The organism is Mesorhizobium sp. B4-1-4 (assembly GCF_006439395.2).
GTDB lineage: Bacteria > Pseudomonadota > Alphaproteobacteria > Rhizobiales > Rhizobiaceae > Mesorhizobium.
The window spans coordinates 3,487,911-3,511,091 of the sequence record NZ_CP083950.1 but is presented as its reverse complement, the minus strand read 5'-3'; the positions used below and the strand labels follow the sequence as shown (position 1 = coordinate 3,511,091).

Annotated in this window: 24 protein-coding genes, 1 tRNA gene and 3 pseudogenes; 15 read left to right on the top strand and 13 right to left on the bottom strand. The window is 62.9% G+C overall.

Annotated elements, in window-relative coordinates; all coding sequences use genetic code 11:
- Positions 1 to 212: 212 nt before the first annotated feature.
- Together FJW03_RS16715 and FJW03_RS16710 are read right to left on the bottom strand one after the other, a co-directional pair.
- Positions 213 to 473 (bottom strand): YiaA/YiaB family inner membrane protein, encoded by a 261-nt coding sequence (locus tag FJW03_RS16715; protein WP_023770145.1) that lies wholly within the window; start codon positions 471 to 473, stop codon positions 213 to 215.
- 61 nt (positions 474 to 534) lie between these two features.
- On the bottom strand, positions 535 to 1,212 hold the full coding sequence (locus FJW03_RS16710; RefSeq protein WP_140763562.1) for a PspA/IM30 family protein: 678 nt from the start codon (positions 1,210 to 1,212) through the stop codon (positions 535 to 537).
- Between the two features lie 182 nt (positions 1,213 to 1,394).
- Here FJW03_RS16710 and FJW03_RS16705 point away from each other — a divergent pair, with 182 nt between their 5' ends.
- Together FJW03_RS16705 and FJW03_RS16700 are read left to right on the top strand one after the other, a co-directional pair.
- Entirely contained in the window at positions 1,395 to 2,036 is a 642-nt protein-coding gene (locus FJW03_RS16705; protein WP_140763565.1) for a TetR/AcrR family transcriptional regulator, read from the top strand.
- 48 nt (positions 2,037 to 2,084) lie between these two features.
- On the top strand, positions 2,085 to 2,375 hold the full coding sequence (locus FJW03_RS16700) for an HlyU family transcriptional regulator (protein WP_140763568.1): 291 nt from the start codon (positions 2,085 to 2,087) through the stop codon (positions 2,373 to 2,375).
- A 406-nt stretch (positions 2,376 to 2,781) separates the two neighbouring features.
- Here the strand turns inward: FJW03_RS16700 and FJW03_RS16695 are convergent, their stop codons facing one another.
- Entirely contained in the window at positions 2,782 to 3,816 is a 1,035-nt protein-coding gene (locus FJW03_RS16695) for a class I SAM-dependent methyltransferase (protein ID WP_140763571.1), read from the bottom strand.
- A gap of 199 nt (positions 3,817 to 4,015) precedes the next feature.
- Between FJW03_RS16695 and FJW03_RS16690 the strand changes: the two genes are divergently transcribed.
- Positions 4,016 to 6,106 (top strand): putative bifunctional diguanylate cyclase/phosphodiesterase, encoded by a 2,091-nt coding sequence (locus FJW03_RS16690; protein WP_181173238.1) that lies wholly within the window; start codon positions 4,016 to 4,018, stop codon positions 6,104 to 6,106.
- 101 nt (positions 6,107 to 6,207) lie between these two features.
- Here FJW03_RS16690 and FJW03_RS16685 read toward each other — a convergent pair whose 3' ends face one another.
- Positions 6,208 to 6,666, bottom strand: a complete 459-nt coding sequence (locus tag FJW03_RS16685) for an Lrp/AsnC family transcriptional regulator (RefSeq protein WP_140611709.1) — start codon at positions 6,664 to 6,666, stop codon at positions 6,208 to 6,210.
- 170 nt (positions 6,667 to 6,836) lie between these two features.
- Between FJW03_RS16685 and FJW03_RS16680 the strand changes: the two genes are divergently transcribed.
- Together FJW03_RS16680 and FJW03_RS16675 are read left to right on the top strand one after the other, a co-directional pair.
- A complete protein-coding gene (locus FJW03_RS16680; protein WP_140763577.1) occupies positions 6,837 to 7,571 on the top strand; it encodes an AzlC family ABC transporter permease in 735 nt (244 codons plus the stop codon).
- The gene (locus tag FJW03_RS16675; RefSeq protein ID WP_140763580.1) at positions 7,568 to 7,867 is read left to right on the top strand and encodes an AzlD family protein; all 300 of its coding nucleotides are present in this window, start codon (positions 7,568 to 7,570) and stop codon (positions 7,865 to 7,867) included. The genes FJW03_RS16680 and FJW03_RS16675 overlap by 4 nt, the downstream gene beginning before the upstream one ends.
- Before the next feature lie 30 nt (positions 7,868 to 7,897).
- On the opposite strand, the pseudogene FJW03_RS16670 reads toward FJW03_RS16675, so the two are convergent.
- Positions 7,898 to 8,335: pseudogene (locus FJW03_RS16670) on the bottom strand (IS630 family transposase); the annotation flags it as partial.
- Between the two features lie 169 nt (positions 8,336 to 8,504).
- Between FJW03_RS16670 and FJW03_RS16665 the strand changes: the two are divergent.
- Both FJW03_RS16665 and FJW03_RS16660 read left to right on the top strand, forming a co-directional pair.
- On the top strand, positions 8,505 to 9,176 hold the full coding sequence (locus tag FJW03_RS16665) for a DUF1236 domain-containing protein (protein ID WP_140763586.1): 672 nt from the start codon (positions 8,505 to 8,507) through the stop codon (positions 9,174 to 9,176).
- Between the two features lie 141 nt (positions 9,177 to 9,317).
- Positions 9,318 to 9,438, top strand: a pseudogene (locus FJW03_RS16660) (IS630 family transposase); the annotation flags it as partial.
- Between the two features lie 93 nt (positions 9,439 to 9,531).
- On the opposite strand, the pseudogene FJW03_RS16655 reads toward FJW03_RS16660, so the two are convergent.
- From FJW03_RS16655 to FJW03_RS16645, 3 genes and pseudogenes are all read right to left on the bottom strand, one after another.
- Positions 9,532 to 9,821, bottom strand: a pseudogene (locus FJW03_RS16655) (type II toxin-antitoxin system RelE/ParE family toxin).
- Positions 9,822 to 9,823: 2 nt separating this feature from the next.
- Entirely contained in the window at positions 9,824 to 10,063 is a 240-nt protein-coding gene (locus FJW03_RS16650; protein WP_140611721.1) for a CopG family ribbon-helix-helix protein, read from the bottom strand.
- A gap of 189 nt (positions 10,064 to 10,252) precedes the next feature.
- Complete coding sequence (locus FJW03_RS16645) at positions 10,253 to 10,888, bottom strand: FMN-dependent NADH-azoreductase (RefSeq protein ID WP_140692423.1); 636 nt, start codon at positions 10,886 to 10,888, stop codon at positions 10,253 to 10,255.
- Between the two features lie 108 nt (positions 10,889 to 10,996).
- Here FJW03_RS16645 and FJW03_RS16640 point away from each other — a divergent pair, with 108 nt between their 5' ends.
- A complete protein-coding gene (locus tag FJW03_RS16640; protein ID WP_140611751.1) occupies positions 10,997 to 11,950 on the top strand; it encodes a LysR family transcriptional regulator in 954 nt (317 codons plus the stop codon).
- 94 nt (positions 11,951 to 12,044) lie between these two features.
- Here the strand turns inward: FJW03_RS16640 and FJW03_RS16635 are convergent, their stop codons facing one another.
- Positions 12,045 to 12,638, bottom strand: coding sequence for a TetR/AcrR family transcriptional regulator (locus FJW03_RS16635; protein WP_140763589.1), 594 nt, complete (start codon positions 12,636 to 12,638; stop codon positions 12,045 to 12,047).
- A gap of 66 nt (positions 12,639 to 12,704) precedes the next feature.
- Between FJW03_RS16635 and FJW03_RS16630 the strand changes: the two genes are divergently transcribed.
- Complete coding sequence (locus FJW03_RS16630; protein ID WP_140763592.1) at positions 12,705 to 13,130, top strand: VOC family protein; 426 nt, start codon at positions 12,705 to 12,707, stop codon at positions 13,128 to 13,130.
- A 9-nt stretch (positions 13,131 to 13,139) separates the two neighbouring features.
- Here the strand turns inward: FJW03_RS16630 and FJW03_RS16625 are convergent, their stop codons facing one another.
- Positions 13,140 to 14,090 carry a S1C family serine protease gene (locus FJW03_RS16625; RefSeq protein ID WP_140763595.1) on the bottom strand — a complete coding sequence of 317 codons (951 nt, stop codon included), beginning with the start codon at positions 14,088 to 14,090 and terminating at the stop codon, positions 13,140 to 13,142.
- A gap of 166 nt (positions 14,091 to 14,256) precedes the next feature.
- Between FJW03_RS16625 and FJW03_RS16620 the strand changes: the two genes are divergently transcribed.
- From FJW03_RS16620 to FJW03_RS16610, 3 genes are all read left to right on the top strand, one after another.
- Positions 14,257 to 15,129 carry a S1C family serine protease gene (locus FJW03_RS16620; protein ID WP_140763598.1) on the top strand — a complete coding sequence of 291 codons (873 nt, stop codon included), beginning with the start codon at positions 14,257 to 14,259 and terminating at the stop codon, positions 15,127 to 15,129.
- Between the two features lie 8 nt (positions 15,130 to 15,137).
- Positions 15,138 to 15,770: a helix-turn-helix transcriptional regulator gene (locus FJW03_RS16615; protein ID WP_140692431.1), complete on the top strand. Its 633-nt coding sequence runs from the start codon at positions 15,138 to 15,140 to the stop codon at positions 15,768 to 15,770.
- Positions 15,771 to 16,090: 320 nt separating this feature from the next.
- Complete coding sequence (locus FJW03_RS16610) at positions 16,091 to 16,957, top strand: SDR family oxidoreductase (RefSeq protein WP_140763601.1); 867 nt, start codon at positions 16,091 to 16,093, stop codon at positions 16,955 to 16,957.
- 337 nt (positions 16,958 to 17,294) lie between these two features.
- Here FJW03_RS16610 and FJW03_RS16605 read toward each other — a convergent pair whose 3' ends face one another.
- A complete protein-coding gene (locus FJW03_RS16605) occupies positions 17,295 to 19,601 on the bottom strand; it encodes an OmpA family protein (protein ID WP_226890381.1) in 2,307 nt (768 codons plus the stop codon).
- Between the two features lie 199 nt (positions 19,602 to 19,800).
- Between FJW03_RS16605 and FJW03_RS16600 the strand changes: the two genes are divergently transcribed.
- Complete coding sequence (locus FJW03_RS16600; protein WP_140692496.1) at positions 19,801 to 20,247, top strand: YcgN family cysteine cluster protein; 447 nt, start codon at positions 19,801 to 19,803, stop codon at positions 20,245 to 20,247.
- 203 nt (positions 20,248 to 20,450) lie between these two features.
- Positions 20,451 to 20,807, top strand: coding sequence for a hypothetical protein (locus FJW03_RS16595; protein WP_140692443.1), 357 nt, complete (start codon positions 20,451 to 20,453; stop codon positions 20,805 to 20,807).
- Positions 20,808 to 20,951: 144 nt separating this feature from the next.
- On the opposite strand, the gene FJW03_RS16590 is transcribed toward FJW03_RS16595, so the two are convergent.
- Positions 20,952 to 21,662, bottom strand: a complete 711-nt coding sequence (locus FJW03_RS16590; protein WP_140763607.1) for an SIMPL domain-containing protein — start codon at positions 21,660 to 21,662, stop codon at positions 20,952 to 20,954.
- A 135-nt stretch (positions 21,663 to 21,797) separates the two neighbouring features.
- Here FJW03_RS16590 and FJW03_RS16585 point away from each other — a divergent pair.
- Positions 21,798 to 21,873, top strand: a tRNA-Ile gene (locus FJW03_RS16585).
- Positions 21,874 to 21,981: 108 nt separating this feature from the next.
- Here FJW03_RS16585 and xerC read toward each other — a convergent pair.
- On the bottom strand, positions 21,982 to 23,172 hold the full coding sequence (xerC, locus tag FJW03_RS16580) for a tyrosine recombinase XerC (RefSeq protein WP_140763610.1): 1,191 nt from the start codon (positions 23,170 to 23,172) through the stop codon (positions 21,982 to 21,984).
- Positions 23,173 to 23,181 lie beyond the last annotated feature (9 nt).

The window sequence follows — 23,181 nt, the reverse complement described above, 5'->3', positions numbered from 1 at the left end:
GGGTGAAATCGCCAGCGCCGCAGCCCCTTCTCCGACCGCTTCGCGGCCACCTCTCCCCCGCCTTGCGGGGGCGAGGAACCTACGTTCTGCTAAGCCGGCGCCAGTACCCCCACCCGGACCTGCGGTCCGACCTCCCCACAAGGGGGAGGTGGAAGCGGCGGATACCAAAAGCCGGGGAGGCCCGGGCTTTTCTGCGCCGGGGCATGCCGGCATCATTCCTTGCCGACATATTCGCTGATCAGCTTTTCGTTGCGCGCCTTCTCGATCTTGGCGGTGGTCTCGGCCGAGATGCGCTCGTCGGTGCGGTACTTCACAAGGTTCACAAGGCTGCCGGTGAGCAGCAGGATGCCCATGGCCCAGTAGCCCTTGGTCGACAGGTCGACGGGCGCCAGCCACAGCGACAGGCCGAGCATGAAATAGGCCGCACCGACCGAGATGGTGTTGAACATGATGTAGGTCTGATTGGCGTTCATTGGAGTTCTCCGTTGCTTTGACGAGAGTTGGATTGATGGAAGTCAGGTCCGGGAAAGCGGTTCAGTTCATGGTCCTCAGCCGTTCGAGCACGTCCTTGGCGCGCACCTTCACCGCCGGACCATGCCCGGCCTCGGCAAGGCGGTCGCGGATTGCCTCGTGACGCAATTCGCCGTCGATCTCGTCGAGGATGCCGGCCTCCTCGAACGGGTCGCTGGCTCCCTTGATGCGAGCCAGAAGTTCCTCTGCTTCGTTGAGGCTCGCCGAATGGCCGATCGACCTGACGAGCCGTGACTGCGCCTTGCGCTCGGCATCGATGGCGCGGGCCGAGATCATGCCCTGGTTGAGGTCGATGATACGGCGATGCGCCCGCTCCACCGAAGCGCGCATCCGCAAGGTCTTTTCGCCAAGGCTCTGCACGGTGGCGCGGCGGACTTCGCGTTCATTCTCCAGTTCGGCGATGGCCGCGGTAGCGCTTTCGGCCAATCCGGTGTTGCCGGCGGCCAGTGCGCTCAGCGTGCGGGTTTCCAGATCGGCGTGGCGACGGTCGAGCTGGTCGAGGCCGGCCTGCTCGGCGCGCTGGCGCACGATCAGCGTGGCAAGCGTCTGCTTGGCGGCGGCAAGTCCCGCCTCGGCGTCGCGGATGCGTTGCGCCAGAAGGTCGATGGCAAAGCGATCCTTCAGGCCGTCCTCGGCGCGCGCACTGGCGCCGTCGAGCAATGTTCTGATCAGGCTAAGCATATTCTTCTCCCTTCGATTTTCCTGTGAACAACGTTCACAAAGCCAAATATACCAGGAAATGAACATTGTTCAAGCTATTTTTGAACGCTGTTCACGATAGCTCGGACATGGTAAACGAGAGGAGGCCGGATCGTTCGCAACAGCGTTCCGTCCGGCAAGGATGCGCATTCACAGGGAAAAGCATGGCACTGGACAAGGAAGAGACCGGCGAGCGGGTGCTGGCCATTGCCGAGACGCTCATCAACGAGGGCGGCATGGACAATCTGAAGGCGAGGACCATTGCCGAGCAGGCGGGCATCTCCGTCGGTTCGGTCTACAATCTGTTTGCCGATCTCGAGGGGGTGCATCGTGCCGTCAACATGCGGCTGCTGGACCGCCTGGGCGCCGCGGGGGCGGCGGCGATGGCCGACCTCACCAAGCGCGGCATCACCGACGTGCGGCAGCGCCTGCTGGCGTTGGCCGGCGCCTATATGCGCTTTGTCGAGGCGCATCCCGGCAGTTGGCCTGCGCTGCTCGCCTTCAACAGGCGCCGCCCGACGCTGGCCGAGCCGGATGCCTATGAAGCGCGGCTCGACCAGCTGTTCGACATCATTGCCGCTGTGCTCGCCGGCGGCGACTTCGATCTCGACGACGAAACGCGCCGGGTGGCGGCGCGCACATTGTGGTCAAGCGTGCATGGCATCGTCACCAGCGGCTACGCTGCGAAATCCGTGCGACGGCAGGCGGACGAGATCGAGCGGCAGGTGGACCTCCTGGTGACCGTCTTCATCAGGGGGCTGGAACGCGGCGGTACATTCGCGCATGCTGGGCCAACAGCGTCGTGAATCGCCAACAAGAAGCGGTTTGCAGGGGCGAACAAGGAGATTTGAGCCATGTCTTTTCTGAAGCGTCTTTTCGGCGGCGGCGGTGAAGCGGCCGAGCCCAGAAGTGCCGTACCCGCCAAGCAGGTCGAGCACAAGGGTTTCCTGATCAGCGCCACGCCCTACAAGGCCGAGGGCCAGTACCAGACCTGCGGCGTCGTCTCCAAGGAAATCGACGGCGTGATGAAGGAACACAAATTCATCCGCGCCGATCGCTTCGCCGGCCTCGACGACGCTGTCGACATCTCCATCAAGAAGGGTATCCAGCTGGTGGATGAACAGGGCGATCGGATGTTTGGGTAAAGCGGGCCGGTCGCGGCAGCGATCGTCGGCATTGCGCTGCAAGGGCAGTGCTAGACGGCAGTTCTTGCTGGAAAGCGCGCCAAGGCATCGCGGGGAATGGCTGGATTTTTGGACCACCGAATCCGGCATCCAGGTCGTCGGCATCTTCCGCGACAGATGCAGCGATAAGGTAATCGCCGCGGCGGCGCTCCAGTAGCGGATCAACGTCTCCGCCCTCGATCCAGTACCGCCACGGCAGCGAGCAACACGGTCTGGTCACGGGCTTCGCGGCCGCCGATGCGCAGAGAACCGAGAAGACGATGCGAGAGTTTCGTGCGCTGAAGGCCCAATTCTCGTAAACGGATAATCCCGGGTTAGAGCCCCGGGATTATGTATTGTTTTGACGTGGCCTGGCGTCCGGCAGGCGCTATCCGCGCTTCTTGATGACGCCGTACAGCACGTTGCGGTTCTCGCCAAAGTACACCTGCGCATCGACGGTGTTGCGGTCGACGCTGGCATTGATGATGTTCCACATATCGGCTTCCGTGCGCAGCAGCAGAACCCAGTCCATGAACGTCTCCCAATACCCCGCGCCGGAAGCGCCTTCGGCGTAGTTCGCGAACAGGAATGTCCCGTTCGGCTTCAGCATCTGCAGGCAGGTCTTGGTGAGCTTCACCGCGACGTTGTGCTGGAGATAGTCGTAAAGGCCGGAGGCGTAGATGAAGTCGAACTTGCCCAGTTTGTGGCCCCTGGTGAGCAGGGTTCGCACCGAACCGTCGATAGCCTCGACGGCGGTGCCCTGGAAGTCGCGCGCAATCAGTCCGACGCTCTGGGGGTCCTGATCGAGCGCGACCCAGCGCTTGAGGCGGCCTTCGGCCAGGGCAGCCGAGCGATTGGCCTCCCGCAAATGGCCGGCCGCGATCGCGAGAACCTCCGTTTGCGGCCCATTTTTGTCTGCAATCTCATCGACATAGCGGGTCAAAAGATCGCGCCGTTCCCGTGCTGCGATGGACGAGGGCACGTCCTTGGTATGGTTATAGAGTGCCTTGCCGATCTCCGAGGCGTTCGCCACGCTTTCGGCCACATGCGGATCGCAATAGATGTAGTCGAGCAACTGCGCGTCGCCTGAATAACCTCTGGGCTTGGTGAAAGACCAGCGCGTAAGCGGATCCTCGAGGAAATATTTCACGACTGGGTGGTTCTGCACCACCGGTATCAAGGCTTGCCAAACGTCGCGATGAACCTTGGAGCGCGTCGCGCTGAGGTACGACGTCAGACGACGAATGATCTCGGCGGGGTCCTTGTGTTGCTCGATCTGCTGCTGTGTCGCGTGGAGTATGAGTGCAAGCTCGGCGCGAGCGGTTTCGAAAGCTTCGCTGTAATGCTCGATCTTTCCTCGAGGTAGCCCGTCGGCAATCAGCTCGGCAGTAATCAGGCTTTTGCCGTCAAAGACAGTTTGCACACGGATGCTCCATAGTTAACAGTTAGTTAACTTATTGCGTAGAATGCTCCATTTGCCAATGTCGGCTCGCGAGCATTCTATCGATATGATTAATTTCTCGCTAACCATGTCAATTCTTTGGGGTTTTTAAGGAGCGACTCCGGGTTCGAGTTAACGGAAACTTGTCCTGCATCATTGCATTTGACTGCGCGGGCAAAACATGTCGCACCCAAGGAGTCGGTCTGCGTTGGGGGCAGAAGCTGCAAACGAATTCGGATCGCGAAATCCCCTTCAGCCGGGATTTGTGAACGAGCGCGTGTCATCCCGAGTGGCCGATGTGGTGGATTCGGAACCGCACGATCCGCGCCAGGAGTTGGGGGCGGCCGAACTTCGTATCCTTTACCGCAAGGAAGCTGAAGCAACGCGAAGAGTGGAAGCCAGGCCAGGGCTTTGGATCGCCGTTGCCATCTATCTGCTGTTTTCGGCAATGGATCTGCTGCTCATTCCAGACGTGGCAGCCTACACGATCGAGGCGCGCTTTGCGGTCGGATTGGCAGCGCTTTTGACCTTGGAGGCGCAGCTTCGCCGGGGAGTCGGAGCAGAATGGCTTGATGTAACTTGCGCTGCGGCCATTATATTTGGCTACCTTGGTTGGTTATGTCCAACGATTTTGTCCGCAGAGAAAGAGAGCGTTTCTTATTATATGGTCTTCGGCACCATTTTTATGATGGGCGCAAACCTTTTCTTTACATTTCGATTTAAGCTGTCTGTTGTAACTTCCGCTATAATATTGTTCTTACTGTTCATTGTTAATTATTTCGTTCCTTCTACTCCGACGTACAAGCTAATATTAGCCATTTTCTATATTTCATGCTTCACGTTCACCTCATATGTGAACTGGAAGCTGAACGAAGAGCGTTACAACGTCTTCCTGAATGCCCTGGAAGCCAAAATTCAGCACAGGGAGGCCACCGAGCGCGGCAAGGCGCTGCTCAGGCTGTCGCGGACGGATCCGCTTACAGGTCTGGAGAACCGGCGGGCGATCGACGAGAAGCTGCGGGACTACTGGAGCGACTGGCAGAAGCTTGGCGCAGGTTTTGCTGCGATCCTGATCGACGTGGACTTCTTCAAGAAGTTCAACGACTGCTACGGCCATCAGGAGGGCGACTGTTGCCTGATCCATGTCGCCAACGCCCTCAGCGATCTGATCAAGGGCTATGATGGTTCGATCGGGCGCTATGGCGGTGAAGAATTCATCGTCCTGGCGCGCATGGACAAGAAGGACCAGGTCGCGGATCTCGCGGAAGCCATTTGCCGCACGGTGGAGAACCTGGCGCTTACCCACGAACTGCGGCGGGACGGTATTTCGATCGTGACGGCGAGCGTTGGCGCTGCCTTCACCAGGAAGCAGTCCGGCGCCAAGCTGGAGAAGATCATCCACGAGGCGGATCGCGCGCTCTATCTGGCAAAGGCCAGCGGCCGAAACTGTGCCCGGCTGTTCGATCCAACCGATCCCCAGAGCAGCGACGAGAGCGAGAATCTTGCGGCTTTGCTGAAGATCGCGATCGGCCAGGATCTGGTTTCGCTCGTCTATCAACCTATCCAGGATGTCAAATCGGGAAGGCTCGAGGCCGTGGAGGCGCTGATGCGCCTCAAAATGCTGGACGGCACCCTGGTTCCGCCGAGCCTGTTCATTCCCGTCGCGGAACGCACTGGCGCGATCCTGGAACTCGGGCGCTGGGCAATAAGGACCGTGTGCACCGAGCTTCTGGCTGGCGATCACGTCCGTGTCGTCAGCGTCAACGTCTCGCCGATCCAGCTCAAAACGCCCGGCTTCGCTGCATCGGTCGCGACCATCCTGGGCGAGACCGGCGTAACCGGCAACAGGCTGGCCTTCGAAATCACCGAAGGGCTGGAAATGGAGATGCACTCGGACATCCTGCGGTGCATCAGCGACCTGAAGCTGTTGGGCATCAAGATATGGCTTGATGATTTCGGGACCGGTTTCGCCGGCCTTTCGTGGCTTCGTCTGATCGATTTCGATACGGTGAAGATCGATCGTTCGTTCCTTCACGACTGCGCCACGCCCAAGGGCATGGCCATGCTGCAGGACATCATCGCCCTGGTCCGAAATCGCGGCCACAAGATCCTGGTCGAAGGGGTGGAAACCGAACAGCAGATGGGCCTCATGCGCGAATATGGCATAGACAAGGTCCAGGGCTTTCATGTTGGTCGCCCGATTCCGGCAGCGAATTTCCAGGCAAAGCGGGCCATCCAGAAACGCGCATTTCCGGTTCTCAAGTCCGCGTAGCGACAGGCCAGGCGGTGGCGTCATGCCACCGCATTCCTCAACCTGGCACTCGAGCCGATCCTACGATCTCGGCCGCTCGGGGCTGCTCTTGCAAGCGCTTGTCAGATCGGCAGTTCCAGCGTGTATTTGATCGTCTGGCTGGGGACGTCGGTCTTGACGTTCTGGACGCCCCTGATGCGGCTCAGATGCTCCGACTGGAAGCGGCGGTAGTCGTCGATGCTGGCCGCCACCACGCGCACCATGGCGTCGCAGTCGCCCAGCATCAGATAGCATTCCATGACCTGGGGCAGCCTGGCCACCTCGGTGGCGAAATGCTCGATCGTGTCCTCGTCCTGCGCCTTCAGCCAGATGCGGGTGAAGAAGGTGAGGCCCTTGCCGATGCTGGCCGGGTTGAGCACGGCGACATAGCGATCGATGACGCCGGCTTCCTCCAGGAGTTTTACGCGGCGCAGGCAAGGCGAGGGCGACAGGCCGACCTCATTGGCCAGGTCGTTGTTGGCCATGCGGCCGTCTCGCTGCAACGCGCGCAGGATGCGTTTGTCAATGTCGTCAAGCTTCATGGCGTTGAATTCCATTTTCTTTCTGGTTTGCAGCATTCAATGCCGAAATCGGGTGAGAAACAACGATCTTCGCGACCAAATTGCGCAGAAGTGTGGGTATGTTTGGCGCCGGTATCACGAGAGTTCAAACCCAGGGAAGCGGCGGCCGCGAGGCCGGCCGGTGGCAAGGCATGAGCATTTTGCAGACAATCGAAACAGCGGGCGATGGCTCGGGATCGGAACTCCGCCGGGGCGTTGCATCCTGCGCGCCTGTGCTGTTGGGCACCATCCCCTATGCGCTGGTGCTTGGTGCCCAGGCCACCCAGAAAGGATTGAGCACGGTCGAGTTGTCCATGATGACGGGGCTGAATTTCGCCGGCGGATCGGAATTCGCGGCGATCCAGTTGTGGACGTCGCCGCCGCACATCCTGCTCATCGTCGCCATCACCTTCCTGGTCAACAGCCGCCACCTGCTGATGGGAGCGGCCCTGGCGCCGTTCCTGCGCGACCTGCCGCGGCGCGAGGTGTTCCCGGCGTTGTTCTTCATGTGCGACGAAAGCTGGGCGCTGGGCCTGGCCGACGCCAAGCAGCGTGCCGCCGCCGGGATCAGGCCGGCCTTCAGCCCGCGCTACTATATGGGCGCGGCGCTGGCGATGTATGTGACCTGGGTGGCCTTCACCACGCTCGGCGCCTTGCTCGGCCCGATGCTTGGCCATATCGAGACCTACGGCTTCGACATGGCTTTCCCGGCCGTCTTCCTGGTGCTGATGCGCGGCATGTGGAAGGGTATGAAAGCGGCGCGGCCCTGGCTGGTGAGCCTCGTAGTGGCCGCACTTGTCTATCTCTTCGTTCCCGGCGCCTGGTATGTCGCGGCGGGCGCGGTGTCGGGGGTGATTGCCGCCTGGCTGATGGCCGTTGATGCATGATCGACATGGCGACCTTTCTCACCATCGTGCTGATGGCCGGCGTCACTTATCTCACCCGGATTGGCGGCTATGTCATGCTGCGCAACCGCGTGCTCGGCGCCCGCGCCACGGCGGTGATGGAAGCCGCACCCGGCTGCGTGCTGATTTCGGTCATCGCTCCAGCCTTCGTGTCACGAAATCCGGCCGATCTCCTGGCGCTGGCCATCACCTTGGTCGCCGCGACGCGGCTCTCCATGCTGCCGACCGTGTTGATCGGAGTGGTGGCGGCGGGGCTGCTGAGGCATTTCATTGGATAGAAAGGCAGCTGCCGGTTTGAGCAGACCTGATCACTCTGGCTCGTAACCCGCGGCGCTGAAGTAGTTGGTGCATTCCCCGGCGGTGAAGCGGGGCAGCGCGTCGCGGGTAGTGTCCCAGAGCTCGGGGATGTTGCGGGCGGCGGCTTTCCCGAGGATCGACTTCAGCTTCGAGAAGGCATTCTCGATCGGGTTAAGGTCGGGGCTATAAGGTGGCAGGAAGAGCATTCGCGCGCCGGCCGCTTCGATCGCTTGGCGGGCGGCGGTGACTTTGTGAGCGGGCAGGTTGTCGAGGATGACGATGTCACCAGTTCGAAGCGTAGGCGCCAGTACCTGCTCGGCATAAGCGGCGAACCATTCCCCCGTCATCGGTCCGTCGAGGACCATCGGCGCAGTCATGCCCGTCAGGCGCAATGCGCCTGTAAAGGTGGTCGTTTTCCAGTGCCCATGCGTCGAAGTCCAGGGACAGCGGCGCTGTTGTCTTCAGCCACGCGGAAAACTAGCAGCATCTCTCTCGGCCTATCCACCAAGTTCGCGAGAAACGGGAACAATTAATGAAAAACGCACGGAATTTTAGCCGGAACGCACACGGTTCTTCCTCGTTTTGGCTCTGAGGGAACCATGAAACGGAGAGAGAACGATGAAAAGGCTTTTGTTACCCGTTATAACAGGCGCGCTTGTTGCCCTGTCTGGCGCAGCTTTTGCCGACACTCCCGTATCCGCCGCTACCAACCTTAACGTTCGAGCCGGGCCGGGCTCGCAGTATCCGGTCATCGGCGTGCTGCGGGCGGGCCAGACGGCCACACTGAACGGCTGCCTGCAAAACTCGAAATGGTGCACCATCGCCGAGGCCGGTGGTCAAGGCTGGATCTATTCCGACTACGTCACCGCAGAATTCGGCGGCAATCGGGTGGTCTTAACCGAGCGGCCGGCCGATTCCGGCATCGCGGTTGTGAAACCTCCTCGCGATCAAGGCGGTAATGCCGGAGCCATCGCCGGTGGCGCTACCGGAGCAATCGCCGGCGCTATCATTGGAGGACCAGTTGGCGCTGCTGTGGGCGGCGCGGCTGGGGTCGTCGGCGGCGGTGCAGCCGGCACCGTGATCAATCCGCCGGAACAGGTGCGCACTTACATCAGCGCGCATCGGGTCAAGCCTGTTTACCTTCAAGGCAAGGTTGTGACCGGCGCGACCCTGCCTGACACGGTGGCCCTACAGAAGATCCCGAACTACCGGTACCGATATGTCTATGTGAACAACCGCCCGGTGCTGGTTGAGCCATCGACGCGCCGCATCGTCTATGTGGCACGCTGAAGCGCCGATCGGTAATGGATACCGACCGTCGGGCGAGCTGCCCGGCGGTCAAGCCGAGGCGGGCTGTTGAGCACAACACAATTGGCGCGGCTGTAGATAGCAATCGCCGTTCACCGTAATAAACCAATCTGATTGACGGCACTGGAGGCAGCGCTCAGTGAGGAGCCGCGCTCCGGGAGGCGCGCAGCTTTCCGGCAAGGAGGAGGCCTTGCTGGTGGCCACCGCCTGCTCCAGCCCGCCGCCGGGCCGCAGTCGCTGGACGACGACAGTTCGCCGAAGCGATGAGGGCCTCGCGCGACTCACGCGAGGCCATCATTGCTCAGATTTCAGTTCCCTCGGCCAGCATTAGACTAGTTCACAGGGTCTGCGGCCACTGTTGGGCGGCGTGCAGGACTGTCATCTCAACGGTATCTCTACCTACGCGATAAGGACGATATAGGGAATATCGACCAAAACGAGTTCTCGCGTCGATTTGATACGCCCAACGCGCCCCATGGCCGGCTGCTCGGCGAGCAGCTCCGCCGCCGACAAGATCCGCGCGATGACACGAGCGGCCGTTTCGGGGCTGTCCTTTTCAATGTGCGCGCCGATTTCGTCAAGCCGGCGTAAGGACCGCTTGGTCCAGCGGATTGTCCTGCGGCTCATCGTCAGCCGGTGGGTTTGACGTACTTCGCAATCACGGCGGCCAACTCTTGCTCATTGGCAAATTCACCGCGCTCGGCCTCGGCCAATCCCGCCTCTATCTCCGCGAGCTGCCATTCCTGGCGAGCTACAAAGTCCTCAATGGCCTGGGCTGCCATATAGGAGCGCGAGCGATCGAGCTTTTCGGCAAGCCGGTCGAGCCTGTTTGTCGTGTCGTCGGAAAGGCGTACTGTAAAAGCGGTCATAGTTGCGATTCACCTTGGTTCACTGTGACTATTTGTGAACCAAGGTGAATGGTCAAGGTTGCCATATCCTAAGAGCGCGGTCGCTTACTGTTTTCGCGCTGCCGGGGCATCGGCAAGCAGCAAGGCCGTTATTGGACGGCGAAAAAGCAGGCGCGAACGCCTGTTTTTCGGTTCAGATGGCGAGGTGCCTTACGCAGCCGCGGCGACCTGCTGGCTGGCGGCCACCACCGCGTCGACCTTGGCGGTCGCCTTGGCGAGAGCAGCGGTCACCGCGTCAGGGCCCATGCCGACGCCTTCGATGCGGATGACGTCGACATCGGTCATGCCGATGAAGCCGAGCACGGAGCGCAGGTAGGGGATCGCGTGGTCCATCTGCACGGCAGCACCTTCGGAATAGATGCCGCCGGAAGCCAGCACGATATAGACCTTCTTGCCGGTGACGAGGCCCTTGGGACCATTCTCGCCATAGGCAAAGCTCTTGCCGGAACGGGCGACGTGGTCGACCCAGGACTTCAGCGTCGAGGAGATGTTGAAGTTGATGAAGCCAGTGGCCAGGATCACCGTGTCTGCGGCGAACAGTTCGTCCAGCGCCGCGTCGGAAACGCCGACGACTTCAGCCTGGCGCGGGGTGCGGGCTTCGGCCGGCGTGTAGATGCCGGTCGAATAGTCGGCGTCGATGTGCGGCAGCGGGTTGGCGACGAGGTCGCGCACGACGAGCGTGTTCGACGGATCCGCGGCAAGCAGCTTTTCCGCGAATTCGGTGGCGATGCGGGTCGAGTGCGAGGCTGCGCCGCGCGGGCTCGAGGTAACGAGAAGAATGGACATAGCGGGTTTCTCCAGTGGGATGAATTGTCCCGCCAGATATGGGGCTATCAACCAATCAAATAAACTGGTATATTTCCTATACGATCTATCCATAAAATAGATACGATGATGCAGCCCAACCCGACGCTCGACCAGCTTCAGATCCTTGTCGCCGTTGCCGAAACCGGGAGTTTCTCGGCTGCCGGCCGCAAGCTCAACCGGGCGCAATCCGTCATCAGCTACGGCATCGCCAATCTCGAGGCGCAGCTTGGGCTGAAGCTGTTCGAACGCGAGGGCACGCGTGAGCCACAACTGACCGAGATCGGCCGGGCGACGCTGGAGGATGCAAGGCGCATGATCGGCATGCTGCAGCGCATTCGCTCCCGGGTAGACGGGCACCATCACGGGCTGGAGGCCGAGGTGGCGTTGTCGGTCGACGTAGCGTTGCCGTCTCCGGTGCTGGTGCGGGTGCTCAAGGCGTTCGAGGCGCAGTTCCCCGCGGTGATGCTGCGCCTGCATATCGGCTCGCTCGGCCTTATTCCCGACTACGTCGTCAATGGACAGGCCGATCTCGGCATCGGCGGTCTTCTGGGCGACGTCGACGTGCATCTCGTGCGCATCGGCTTCATGTCCATGGTGCCGGCCGCGGCACCCAACCATCCGCTGGCGCTGCTGCCGAAGCCGGTGGCGCTCGAGGATGTGCGCGAACACACGCAACTCGTCGTCATCGACCAGTCCGAGCGCACCAAGGGGCGCGACTACGGCGTCTTCGCCTACCGCACCTGGCGGCTGACGGACATGCGCACCAAGCACACGCTGATGCGCGCGGGGCTGGGCTGGGGCGGTCTGCCGCGATGGCTCATCGCCGAGGATTTGGCGAATGGCCGGCTGGTTGAGCTCGATCTCGAACCCTACAGGGAGGTGAGTTCGCCGCTTTATGCCATGCATCGCGTCGACCGCAGCCCGAAACCGGCGGCGGCCTGGCTGATCGACCAGTTCAAGCGACAGCTGGGCTGCTTCAACGAATTCGAGCCGGGCGAGGTGCCGGAGGATGAGCCCGAGATTGGCAACGCGCAGAGTTGAGGTTCGTCTTCTTTGACGGAAGCGCGACATCTCGCCGTGTCGACGCCGGCACCCACCCGGCCCTGCGACTTCCCACAGGAGAGGTTGTTTCCCGTCAGGCCCGGGACAGACCGTCGATCAGCGCCAAAAGGACGACCCGGTAGTCCTTGTCGGATCCACCTGCCTCGATGGCGAGAGCCGCCCGGTCAAAAGCCGAGGCGAGCAGGGCGGTAAGCGCCTCCACCGGCAGCGTCTTCATAGATCGCTCGCGCATTGCCGCGACCAGGCCTTCGCGCAGCGAACGGCTGCCGTGTCGGTTGTCGATCGCATCCATCTCGGCACGGCCGAGCACGGCCGGCCCGTCAAGCAGCAAGAGCCGTGTGCGGCCGGACACGCGCATGGCGGCGAGATAGGCATCCGAACCTGCGATCAACGCATCGCGGGCGCTGAGCGAGGGCGGTGACGCCTGCCCGATCTCCTCGGCCACCGCCTGCGCCTCCTGCTCGACCACGGCGGCAAACAGCGCCTGTTTGTCGGCGAAGTGATGGTAGAGCGCGCCGCGCGTCACGCCGGCGGCGGCGACAATCTCCGGCGTGCCGGTCTCGGTATAGGATTTTTCCGTAAACAGCCTTCGCGCCGCCGCGATGAGATCGCCGCGTGTCGCTTCGGTGCGGTCGCGGTTGGAGCGGCGTCCGGACTCCTGTTGCATACATGCAGCCTGTACGTTAATTGCGTTTACCTGCAGACTGTATGTTAATCGACAGGAGAGTGAAAGATGAAGATATCAAGCTATTACCCCGTGCTGATGACCGGCGACGTCGCCGGCACAGCCGCCTTCTATGTCGAGCACTTCGATTTCCAGCCGCTGTTTACGAGTGACTGGTACGTGCATCTGCAGTCGGTCGACAGCAAGCGGGTCAATCTCGGCATCGTCCAGGGCGACCATGAAACAATCCCGCGGGAGGGACGGGGCCGCGCCTCGGGCCTGCTGATCAATTTCGAGGTTGCGGATCCCGACGCCGCCTATGCGCGCGCCACCGCCGCCGGACTGCCGATCCTGCGTTCCCTGCGCGACGAGCCCTTCGGCCAACGCCATTTCATCACCACGGACCCCAATGGGGTGCTGATCGATGTCATCAGGCCGATCCCGCCCAGCGAGGAATTTCTGGCGCGGTATGAGCAGGGTGCGGCCGGGGATTGAGCGACAGCCTCAGCTTGGCCGCGCCACCGGCGTCACCATCACCTGGCTGACGCCCGTGCGGCGCACCACGGTGCACAGCGTCTCGCGGCCGATGCGCTCGGCGTCGAGCATGCGCACGAGATCGTCGACGCCGGTGACCGGGCGCCCGTCAATGGCGGCGATGATGTCGCCTTCCTTGAGACCGGCTTCGGCCGCCGGGCCGTTCTTCTCGACTGTGCGAAGCCGTACCGCCGTGCTGGTCGAGACTTGCGACAGAAGGGCCGCCCGGCGCGGCAAATTGGTGGTGTCGGCCGAGATGCCGATGAAGGCGCGCCGCACCCGACCGAAGCGGATGATCTCCGAGATGACGAAGTTGGCTGTGTTGGAGGCGACCGCGAAGGCGATGCCTTGCGCGCCATGGATCATGGCGGTGTTGACGCCGATGACCTCACCGGCCGACGATACCAGCGGCCCGCCGGAATTGCCGGGGTTGAGCGCGGCGTCGGTCTGGATCACGTCGTCGATCAGCCGGCCGGTCGAGGCGCGCATCGAGCGGCCGAGCGCCGAGACGACGCCCGAGGTGACGGTCCATTCGAAACCCAGCGGGTTGCCGATGGCAATGGCGATCTGGCCGCGCCGCAGCCGCTTGGAATCGCCCAGCGGCGCCACATCGGCGAAGCTGCCGTCGGCACGCACCAGCGCGATGTCGGTGTCGGGATCGCGGCCAAGCACGCGGCCTTCCCTGGAGGCGCCGTCGGGCATCGAGACGCGCACCGTTTTGGCATCGCCAACGACATGGAAATTGGTGACGACCAGCCCGTCCGGCGCAATGACGAAGCCCGATCCATGGCCACCCTGGCCGCCGATGCGCTCGATGCGGCAGACGGCCGGGCCGATGCGGTCGACAGCGTCGGCCACCGTCATCGAATAGGCATCGAGCAGTGTTTCATCGGATTCGAGTTTCCGGGCGGCGAGGGCCATAGGGGCTCCGTGTTTTCAGGCTTTTTCGTAACTATATGTGCGGAGCAGCCCGACCGGCCGCGACCTGACCAGATGGCCAGTCGAACCGGCAACTAGCCGTCAGGCGAGTATCTCCGGACGCACCGCCGAGCGATATCTGGGGCATGAGAAAACCCAGGAGATCATTATGAGCGACTTCAATCTGAATGCATTTTCCGAGGCCATCGCCGATCTCGCCGCCAAGGTGGCGCCCGCTACGGCAAGCTTCGCCACGCATCATCACCGCACGGCAAGCGGCTTCCACTGGGGCGACGGTTATTTCGTCACCGCCGAGGAGGCCGTCGAGGCCGGCGAGGAGATCGAACTGACATTGGCCTCGGGCGAGGCGGTGAAGGCCGAACTCGTCGGCCGCGATCCCTCCACGGGGGTTGCCCTGCTGAAGCCCGCGGATGCGGTCAGCGCGCCTGTGCTTGTCAAGGCAGATCTGGTCCGGCCGGGCAATGTCGCCATTGCCATCGGCAGCAGCCAGGGTTCGGCACTGGCCGTATCCGGCTCGGTCGGCGAAGTCGGCCCGGCCTGGCGCTCGATGCGCGGCGGCACCATCGATCGACGCATCCATCTGGCCGTCGGCGCCGGCGGCCGCTTCGAGGGTGGCCCGGTGCTGGACGCCAAGGGAGCGCTCATCGGCATGCTTCTGTTCGGGCCGCGCGGCCGTGCGCTGGTCATGCCTTACGAGACGATCGAACGGGCGGTGGCGACGCTGCGCGAGAAAGGCCATGTCGCGCGCGGCTACCTCGGTGCCGGCCTGCATCCCGTGCGCGACCGCGATGCGCGCGGCGCGATGGTGATGAGCCTCGATGACAATGGTCCGGCCAAGAGCGCCGGCCTGTCGCTGGGCGACATCATCGTGGCCTGGAACGGCGAGGCCGTGCATGGTCCGCGCGAACTGATCCGCAGGCTCGGGCCCGACAGCGCCGGCGCATCGGTGACGCTCGGCGTGGTGCGTGGCGGCGAACAGCGCGATGTCCAGCTCACCATCGGCGAAAAGCCACTTTCCTGAGAGGCCAGATGGATATGCTCGCCAGCGAACGGATCATGACCGACAGCGCCGCCTCGCGGCGGCTGGTGGTGCTGATTGCGCTTGGCGATGCGGCCCGCGCCGAGCGCCTGGCGGCCTCGCTTGCCACCAGCGATGACCTGCTGCCGGTCGTGACCGGCGGCGGCAGGGCCGACGTTGCCATCGTCGATGACAGGAGCGGTGATACCGTGCCGGTTTCAATTCCACGGGTGCTGCTATCGGGACGTGCCGGCGGCGAGCGGCCGGCCGGCGAGGTGTTTGCCGTCATGCCCGCGGGCGCGGACGATCTGCTGATTGCCGCGGCGGCACGGCTGGCGACAGCCGGATATCGCGTCTCGGGCGGTGGCGGCGGGCGCCATGAGGATTTCCACGCAAGCGAGGGCCAGTCTTTCGAGGACGAAGCCTCCGACGAGCATGCCGTACGCCCAACGCTGTCGCCGCGCGAGGCGGAAGTGCTGGCGCTGCTGGCCGAAGGCGCGCCCAACAAAGTGATCGCCCGGCGGCTCAACATTTCCGTGCACACGGCGAAATTCCATGTCGCCGCGATCCTGATCAAGCTCGGCGCGGCCAATCGCACCGACGCCATCGCCATCGCGATGCGGCAGGGGCTGGTGCTGGTCTAGGGCTGCCATTTCGATCATCGCCAAGTCAGCGCCGCCCCTCATCCGCCTGCCGGCACCTTCTCCCCGTATAGTGACGGGGAGAAGGGAACTGGCCGCCATGCCGCCTTCTCTCTTTTCAACGTTGGCGGTTCGCGAAATCGGTGATGCGGCGTCTTTCTCCCCGTTCAACGGGGAGAAATGCCCGGTAGGGCAATGAGGGGCAGCGCGACGCTGCCGGATAGACCCTCCCCAGCGTCATCATGGCTTCCTATCGCAGGCTCTTGTGTCCGGAGCCGCCACGGGCAAGGATCGTGCAAAGAGGCAACGGAAGCGGAGGAAAAATGTCGCTCAAGGGAAAGACGCTGTTCATCTCCGGCGGGTCGCGCGGCATCGGGCTGGCGGTCGCGTTGCGCGCCGCGCGCGACGGCGCCAATGTGACGATCGCCGCCAAGACCGCCGAGCCGCACCCGAAGCTGCCGGGCACCATCTTTACCGCGGCTGAAGAAATCGAGCAGGCCGGCGGCAGGGCGCTGCCGGTGCTGTGCGACATCCGCGAGGAGGCGCAGGTGGCCGAGGCGGTTGCCAGGACAGTGGAGAAATTCGGCGGCATCGATATTTGCGTCAACAATGCCAGCGCCATCCAGCTTACGGGTACGCTGGAAACCGACATGAAGCGCTACGACCTGATGCATCAGATCAACACGCGCGGCACGTTCCTGGTCTCCAAAATGTGCATTCCGCACCTGAAGTTGGCTGAAAACCCTCACATCCTGAATCTGGCGCCGCCGCTCGACATGAAGGCCAAGTGGTTCAAGAACCATGTCGCCTACACCATGGCCAAGTTCGGCATGTCGATGTGCACGCTGGGCATGAGTGCCGAGTTCGCCAGGGACGGCATCGCGGTGAATTCGCTGTGGCCGATCTCAACCATCGACACGGCGGCGGTGCGCAATCTCCTGGGAGGCGACACAGTGGCGGCGATGAGCCGTTCGCCCGACATCATGGCCGATGCCGCGCATGCGATCTTCCTGCGGCCGTCACGCGAGACATCGGGCAATTTCTACATCGACGAGGAGGTGCTGCGGGCCGAAGGCGTGACGGATTTTTCGGCCTACGCGCCGGGCGCGACCGGACCGCTGGCCGGCGACTTCTTCGTGCCGGACGAGGTGTTTGCGCATTCGGATACGAAGGTGAAAAGCATTTATTGAGGGAAATCGCGCGCCGGCAGCGCTGCCTTCATCCAATTCCGTCACCGTCTGTACAGCGGCGGTGAGAACGGCCTGGCTCACTCCGTCAAAGCAAAACCCCGCCGGCGAGGGGACCGGCGGGGCTCAATGCGTCCCGCTGGAGTCGGGACGGGGCAGGGAACGCCCGGTCCAGAATTTGGGGTTTGCCCCGCTCCGATTCAATGAGGCGGCTCTTATGCCGCTACAAAACTTCTTTTGCGCGAGGGACCTGAACTCTGGCCCACCCCGGTTCGCCGGGGTGGGCTCTTTCTTGTCAATCTGAGTCCAGGTGCTGTCTCAAGCCCTGGAAACAGCTGAACTATTGATTGTTGCTCGCCACCGGCGCCACCAGCGAGGTGATGCGGCGAATGGCGACGCGCCGGTTCTCGCGATTGGGCGCCGAGGTGTTGACCTTCAGATACTCCTCGCCATAGCCCTGTGTCGTCAGGTTCTCCGGTGGGATGCCGAAGGCATTGGTCAGCGCTTCGGCGACCGCTTCGGCGCGGCGATCCGACAGAGCGAGGTTCGCCTCGGGCGTGCCGACGGCGTCGGTGTGGCCTTCGATCAGGAAGGTCTCCGCCGGGTTCTTCTTCAACAGCTTCTCCATGGCGTCGGCGACGCCCTGGAGCTTCTGCACCTCGGTGTCGGAGATCGAGGACGAGCCGAATTCGAAATTCAGCGTGTCGAGGTCGATGCGCCGGGCAATATCACGCACGCGGGCCGACCGCTTGACTTCGTTGATCGAATAGAGGCGCTGCACCTTCTCCACCGGCGGTTGCTCGAGGAAGGTGTAGTAGTCGTCCGGACTTTGGACATCCTCGGAATCGAGGATGTAATCGCGGCGCGGGATGGTCAGCCGCATCGGCGGCAGGTCATCGCCGGGATCGCGCCAGTCGTTTTCATCCTCATAGCTCCTCTCGTCGACATAGCTCAGCACATATTCGTGGCCGTCGGGCGTGATGCGCGACCGCTGCAGGATGTCGCCGTAGCGGTTGCGGATGGTGACGATCCGGATGCCATTGTCTCGCTCGACTGTCTCTCGGGTGCGGTCTTGCGGCAGGTCCTCGTAATAGACGTCCCTGGCGCCGCGGGTCAGGCGTGGGCGATCATTGTGCTGGACGAACGTCTGGTCGTTGAGCTGGATGATGACCCTGTCGCCGATCTCCTTGAGCACATCGACGCCCTTGGGCCGGCGGCGGTCGCGGATGTTCTCGTCGGGTGCGCGATCGAGGCGCTTGCCCTTCTCCTGCGTCACCGGGACGATCTTCTCGGTCCTGATCTCCTGCTGGGCGGCCTTGTCGTCGGTTGGAGGCGGTCCCTGGTCGACCGGAGCGACTGCGGGCTTCTGCCCCTGCTCGGTGCCTTGCTGGGCATTCTGGCCACCATTCTGCTGCCCGCCATTCTGGTTGGCGGGCTTTCTGCCGCCCTTGCGCTCGGCATCCTTCTGGCTGTCGAGAATGGGAGCGGCGTTCTTGTCGGCGGGCGCCTCGCCCTGCACGGGGTTTTCGCCCTGGGCAGGCGCGGCCTTGCCGCCGGTGGCGGGCTGTTCGCCCGTGGCGGGCTGCTGGCCGGTCTGCGGCTGCTCGCCGGTCGCGGGCTGCTCGCCAGTCGCCGGTTGCTCGCCTATCGGTTTCCTGCCGTTCCTCTTCGTCTTGTCCTGCGGCTGTTCGCCTTGGGCGGGAGCCTGGCCGGCAGGAGCCTGCTCCGCCTTCGGCGCCGGCTGCTCAGCCGGGGCTTCCTTGTTGGTCGGCAAAGGTGTGGCTTCCGGCGTCGGTTGGTTCGTCCCAGCCGGTTTCCTGTGCTTGTCCGGCTTCTGCCCGGGCTCGGCGGCCGGCGCCTGCCCGCCAGGTGCTGTCTCGATCTGCTGGTCCTGCTTGCGCTTCTTGCGCGGGTTCTCGACCGGCTGGTTGTCATTGGCGGGTGCCGCCTGACCAGCGGGCGCCTGCTCGGTCTGTTGCTGCTGCTGCTGGTCGCGCTTCTTCTTGCGCGGCTGCTGCTCCTCGGTGGCGGGAGCGGTTTCAGCGGCGGGCGCCTGCTGGGTCTGCTGCTGCTGCTGGTCGCGCTTCTTCCTGCGCGGCTGCTGCTCCTCGGTTGCGGGAGCAGTTTCAGCGGCGGGAGCCTGCTGGGTCTGCTGCTGCTGCTGCTGGTCGCGCTTCTTCCTGCGTGGCTGCTGCTCCTCGGTTGCGGGAGCGGCCTCAGCGGCGGGAGCCTGCTCGGTCTGTTGCTGCTGCTGGTCGCGCTTCTTCCTGCGTGGCTGCTGCTCCTCGGTCGCAGGAGCGGCCTCAGCGGCGGGAGCCTGCTGGGTCTGTTGCTGTTGCTGGTCGCGCTTCTTCTTGCGCGGCTGCTGCTCCTCGGTCGCGGGGGCGGCCTGGCTGGCGGGCGCCTGTTCGGTCTGTTGCTGCTCACGCTTCTTGCGCTCGGGTTTCTGATCTCCTTGCTGCTTCTGTGCGCAGGCTTCGGCTGATTCGCCCTCGGCACACGCCGCCTGGGCCAGGATGATTGGCAGGGCGCCGCGTTGCATGGAGCCGAACGCAGCACTTCCCTGCAGCGGGGATGCGCCTAACGGCGCGGATGCCATCAACAGGCCAAGTGCGGTGCCTGCCAGAATCCGTGGTTGGCGTTTCATTGAAAATTCTCCTTGTGGGGTCCCATCCTTGCCGAAAACCGATTTTAACGAAATTGGTTCCAGCTGCCCATGGGTAGGGGCCGTACAGGGCGATTGGCCGGCCTTTTGAAGGCAACTTCGTGTCATTCGGCTGGGGTGTAGCCCCATTGCGGCCATTGCGATGCTTGACCTTGGCGATTGCTGGGGCCACATCCCCGGGATGGAAACACCGTTCTGGAAAACAAAGACGCTGGAGGCGATGAGCCCGGCCGAGTGGGAATCGCTCTGCGACGGTTGCGGCAAATGCTGCCTGTCGAAGCTCGAGGACGAGGATACGGGCGAAATCTACTGGACCAGCGTCGGCTGCCGGCTGTTCGATGCGCGGACTTGCCGCTGCGCCGACTACGCCAACCGGCTGGCGCGCGTTCCCGATTGCGTCGGCCTGACGCCGCAGAACGTGCGTACCATCAGCTGGCTGCCCAGCACATGCGCCTACAGGCTGGTTGCCGAGGGCCGCGATCTCTACTGGTGGCACCGTCTGGTGTCGGGCAGTGCCGAGACCGTGCATGAGGCCGGCATCTCGATGCGCGGCCGGGTCAAGGCGAGCGAAACCGACCTCGCCGAGCCGGAGGATTACTTTGACTATATGCTCGACGACGAGCCCTGAGGCTGGTGTCGGCAAGGCGCGCCGGAACCACGCAGGGCAGGCCGTTTGAGGCGCATTGTTCGAAAACCGGCGGAGGTTTCCTTTTCCCGCCACATGAACCGCAGATGAACGGCGGGTTCGTAAATAGTTCAGACAGGCGAGTGCATTCTCCCACCATCGGTTTCACGAGGACGGGCATTAGCCCGCAACAAGGAGAGAGAACCATGAACACCACGATCAAGACGGCGGCCCTTTCGGCGCTGGTCGGGCTCGCCACGCTGGCCGCCATCCCCGCCCATGCCGACAGCCTCTATCTCGGTTTCGGCAACAACCAGGATCCGCGGTTCGGCGTCTATGCCGGCGACGACGGCTATCGCTACCGCCGTGACGAACGCCGTGACGATTGGCGCCGCGGCTGTTCGCCCGAACGTGCCCTCGACAAGGCCGACCGCATGGGACTGCGCCGTGCCCGCATCGTCGACGTCAACCGCCGCACGGTCAAGGTCATGGGCCGTCAGTACGGCGACCGCGTTGTCATCGTGTTCGCCAATGAGCGCGGTTGCCCCGTCATCGATCGCTGAAGCCCCTGGAGCAGAGCCCCTTTCCCATCGGACGGGTGTGGCTCGACAAACCCCGCGGGAGCGATCCCGCGGGGTTTTTCGCATCGGCCGTGGATCATCCGTCGTGGTCAGCGCCGGCGACGGAGACCGTTGCTTCCGTCACCGTTACTTCAGTTCAAAGGTGACGGTGACCTGGACGTTGTAGGAATTCTCGCCGGCCTGCACCGGAGCCGCGCCTGCCGCGGCATCGAAAGCCTTGGCGTTGATCGGCATCGGCATCGGCCTGATGTTCTGATCGGTGATTTCGAGCACCCGGCCGAGGCTGACGCCGGCGGCCACGGCAAGCGTCTTGGCCTTGGCGATGGCGTCGGCGACCGCTTTCTTGCGGGCTTCGCTGACGGTGGCCCACGGATTGTCGTTGGTGAAGGCGATGCCGCCGCCCTGGTTGACGCCGAGCGAAACCGCCTTGTCGAGGATCTCGCCCGTCTTGTCGACGTCGCGCACGCGCACCGAAAGCGTGTTGGTCACCTGGTAGGCGACGAGCTCGGCCTCCTGGCTGCCGTCCGGCTTGTTGGTGTAGTTGTAGCGCGGATTGATCTGGATGCCGGCGGTCTGCAGGTCGCGATCCTTGATACCGGCCGCCTTCATCGCCGCGATCACCGCGGCCATGGCGTCGTTGTTGGCATCGAGCGCCGCGCGCGCGGTCTTGGCTTCGCGCATCACGCTGAGCGTCAGCACCGCCAGATCGGGAGCGACGGTTGCCTCGCCTTCGCCGGACACGATGATGCGGGGCGGCGTCGGCAAATCGGCGGCTCCAGCCATCGCCGGAAAAGCGATTGCAGCGGCGAGCGCGAGAGGCAAAAGGTGTCTGGTCATGAAAATCTCCTTGGTCCGCGATCCTGTCGCGGATGCTCAACTAGGGCGCGAATATGGGCTGATTTGGGCGATCTGTGAAAGCCCGCAGGGAAAGCCTTGTGCCGTCGAAGGAAAAACATTAATCCAGCCGGCGTGGGGCCTGTAGCTCAATGGTTAGAGCCGGCGGCTCATAACCGCTTGGTTGGGGGTTCGAGTCCCTCCGGGCCCACCATGACCTTTGATTTCATTGAGGAAAATTGCCCTCGGCCCAAAACGTTTTGGGCCCATTATGGGCCCAAGGATGTGGGGTCGGACCTGATTTTGTTCCGGTTTGGTTTGATCACTTGACGACTCGCAGGAGCGCTCGTTGCTTCATGGCATCGCGTTTAGCCTCGCGTTCGTTGATGGCACGAGCGATATCCACCGCGATCCGTTTCTTGTTGGCTTCACGGACGTAATCATCCGTCACGGTCATTGAGGAATGTCCCATTGCTTCCATAATGGCGCGCGCCTGAAGGTTGCATTCAGCAAGGTAGGTGCCGAATGTGCGACGCAATCCGTGAAGCGTGTATCCGCCGGGAATTCCTGCCTGGCGCGTCCAATGCTGCATCATGCCGCTCAGGCTCTTTTCCGAGAACGGCCTGCCATAGGCGCTCTTCAAGACGGTTCCGCCTTTCGACCGGTCGAGCGGTTCGAGTGCGGCTGCCAGCTTGTCAACGACCGGGATGAACATCTCTCGCCCGCCGTGGCGGTTGCGGTTCTTCTTCTGGCGGAAATCAAAGGCTTCGATCAACTCTAGTGAGCCGTCGAACAATTCGATCTCCTCGGTGACAAGATCCTCCCATTCCAGGGTGGCAATATCTCCGCGCCGGTTTCCAAGCCAAAAGCCCAGCGCGTAACATGTGCGCGCTGCCGTGCCGATCGGATGTCGTGCCTCGAACTTCTCGCGGACCGCGATCGGCCACGCGGGGTTTTTGGATGATTTGGGCACGCGTACGCGGATGGACAGCGAAGGATCGTCTTGCGGCTTGATCCATTTCTCAACCTCAATCGCGACCCATAGCAGTTTCTTAATGGCGACCAGCATGTGCTTGGCGACAGTGCGGTTGGTCCCGAAGATACCTTCGATGATGATGCGAAGCCGATCCGCGTCGAGGTGTTCAACTGGAGTATCACGCCAAGTCAGCGGGTATTGGGGATCAACCTTCAGGTTGAGAAAGCGTTCGATCAAGCGCGCGTTTTTCTGCTGAGTCGCTTCATCAAAATCCAGCCATTCCATCGTGGTCTCAAGTCGACGCGCGGCGTGCCCGAAGGTCTTCGGCAGAGCCCGGCCAGGGAGGGCGATGATCGCCGCCTTCTTACTATGACCCTGCGTCGCCTTCTGGTATTCGGCTTCGAACTCCGCATCACCGGGATTACCGGGAAGTCGAATTTCGGGCATGCCCTTTGCCCGATACCGATAAACGGTTTTGCCGTTCTTGATGCGCGAAGAGACGCCGGGGTAGCGGGCGTCCTTGAATGGTCTGGCCATTAAGCGATC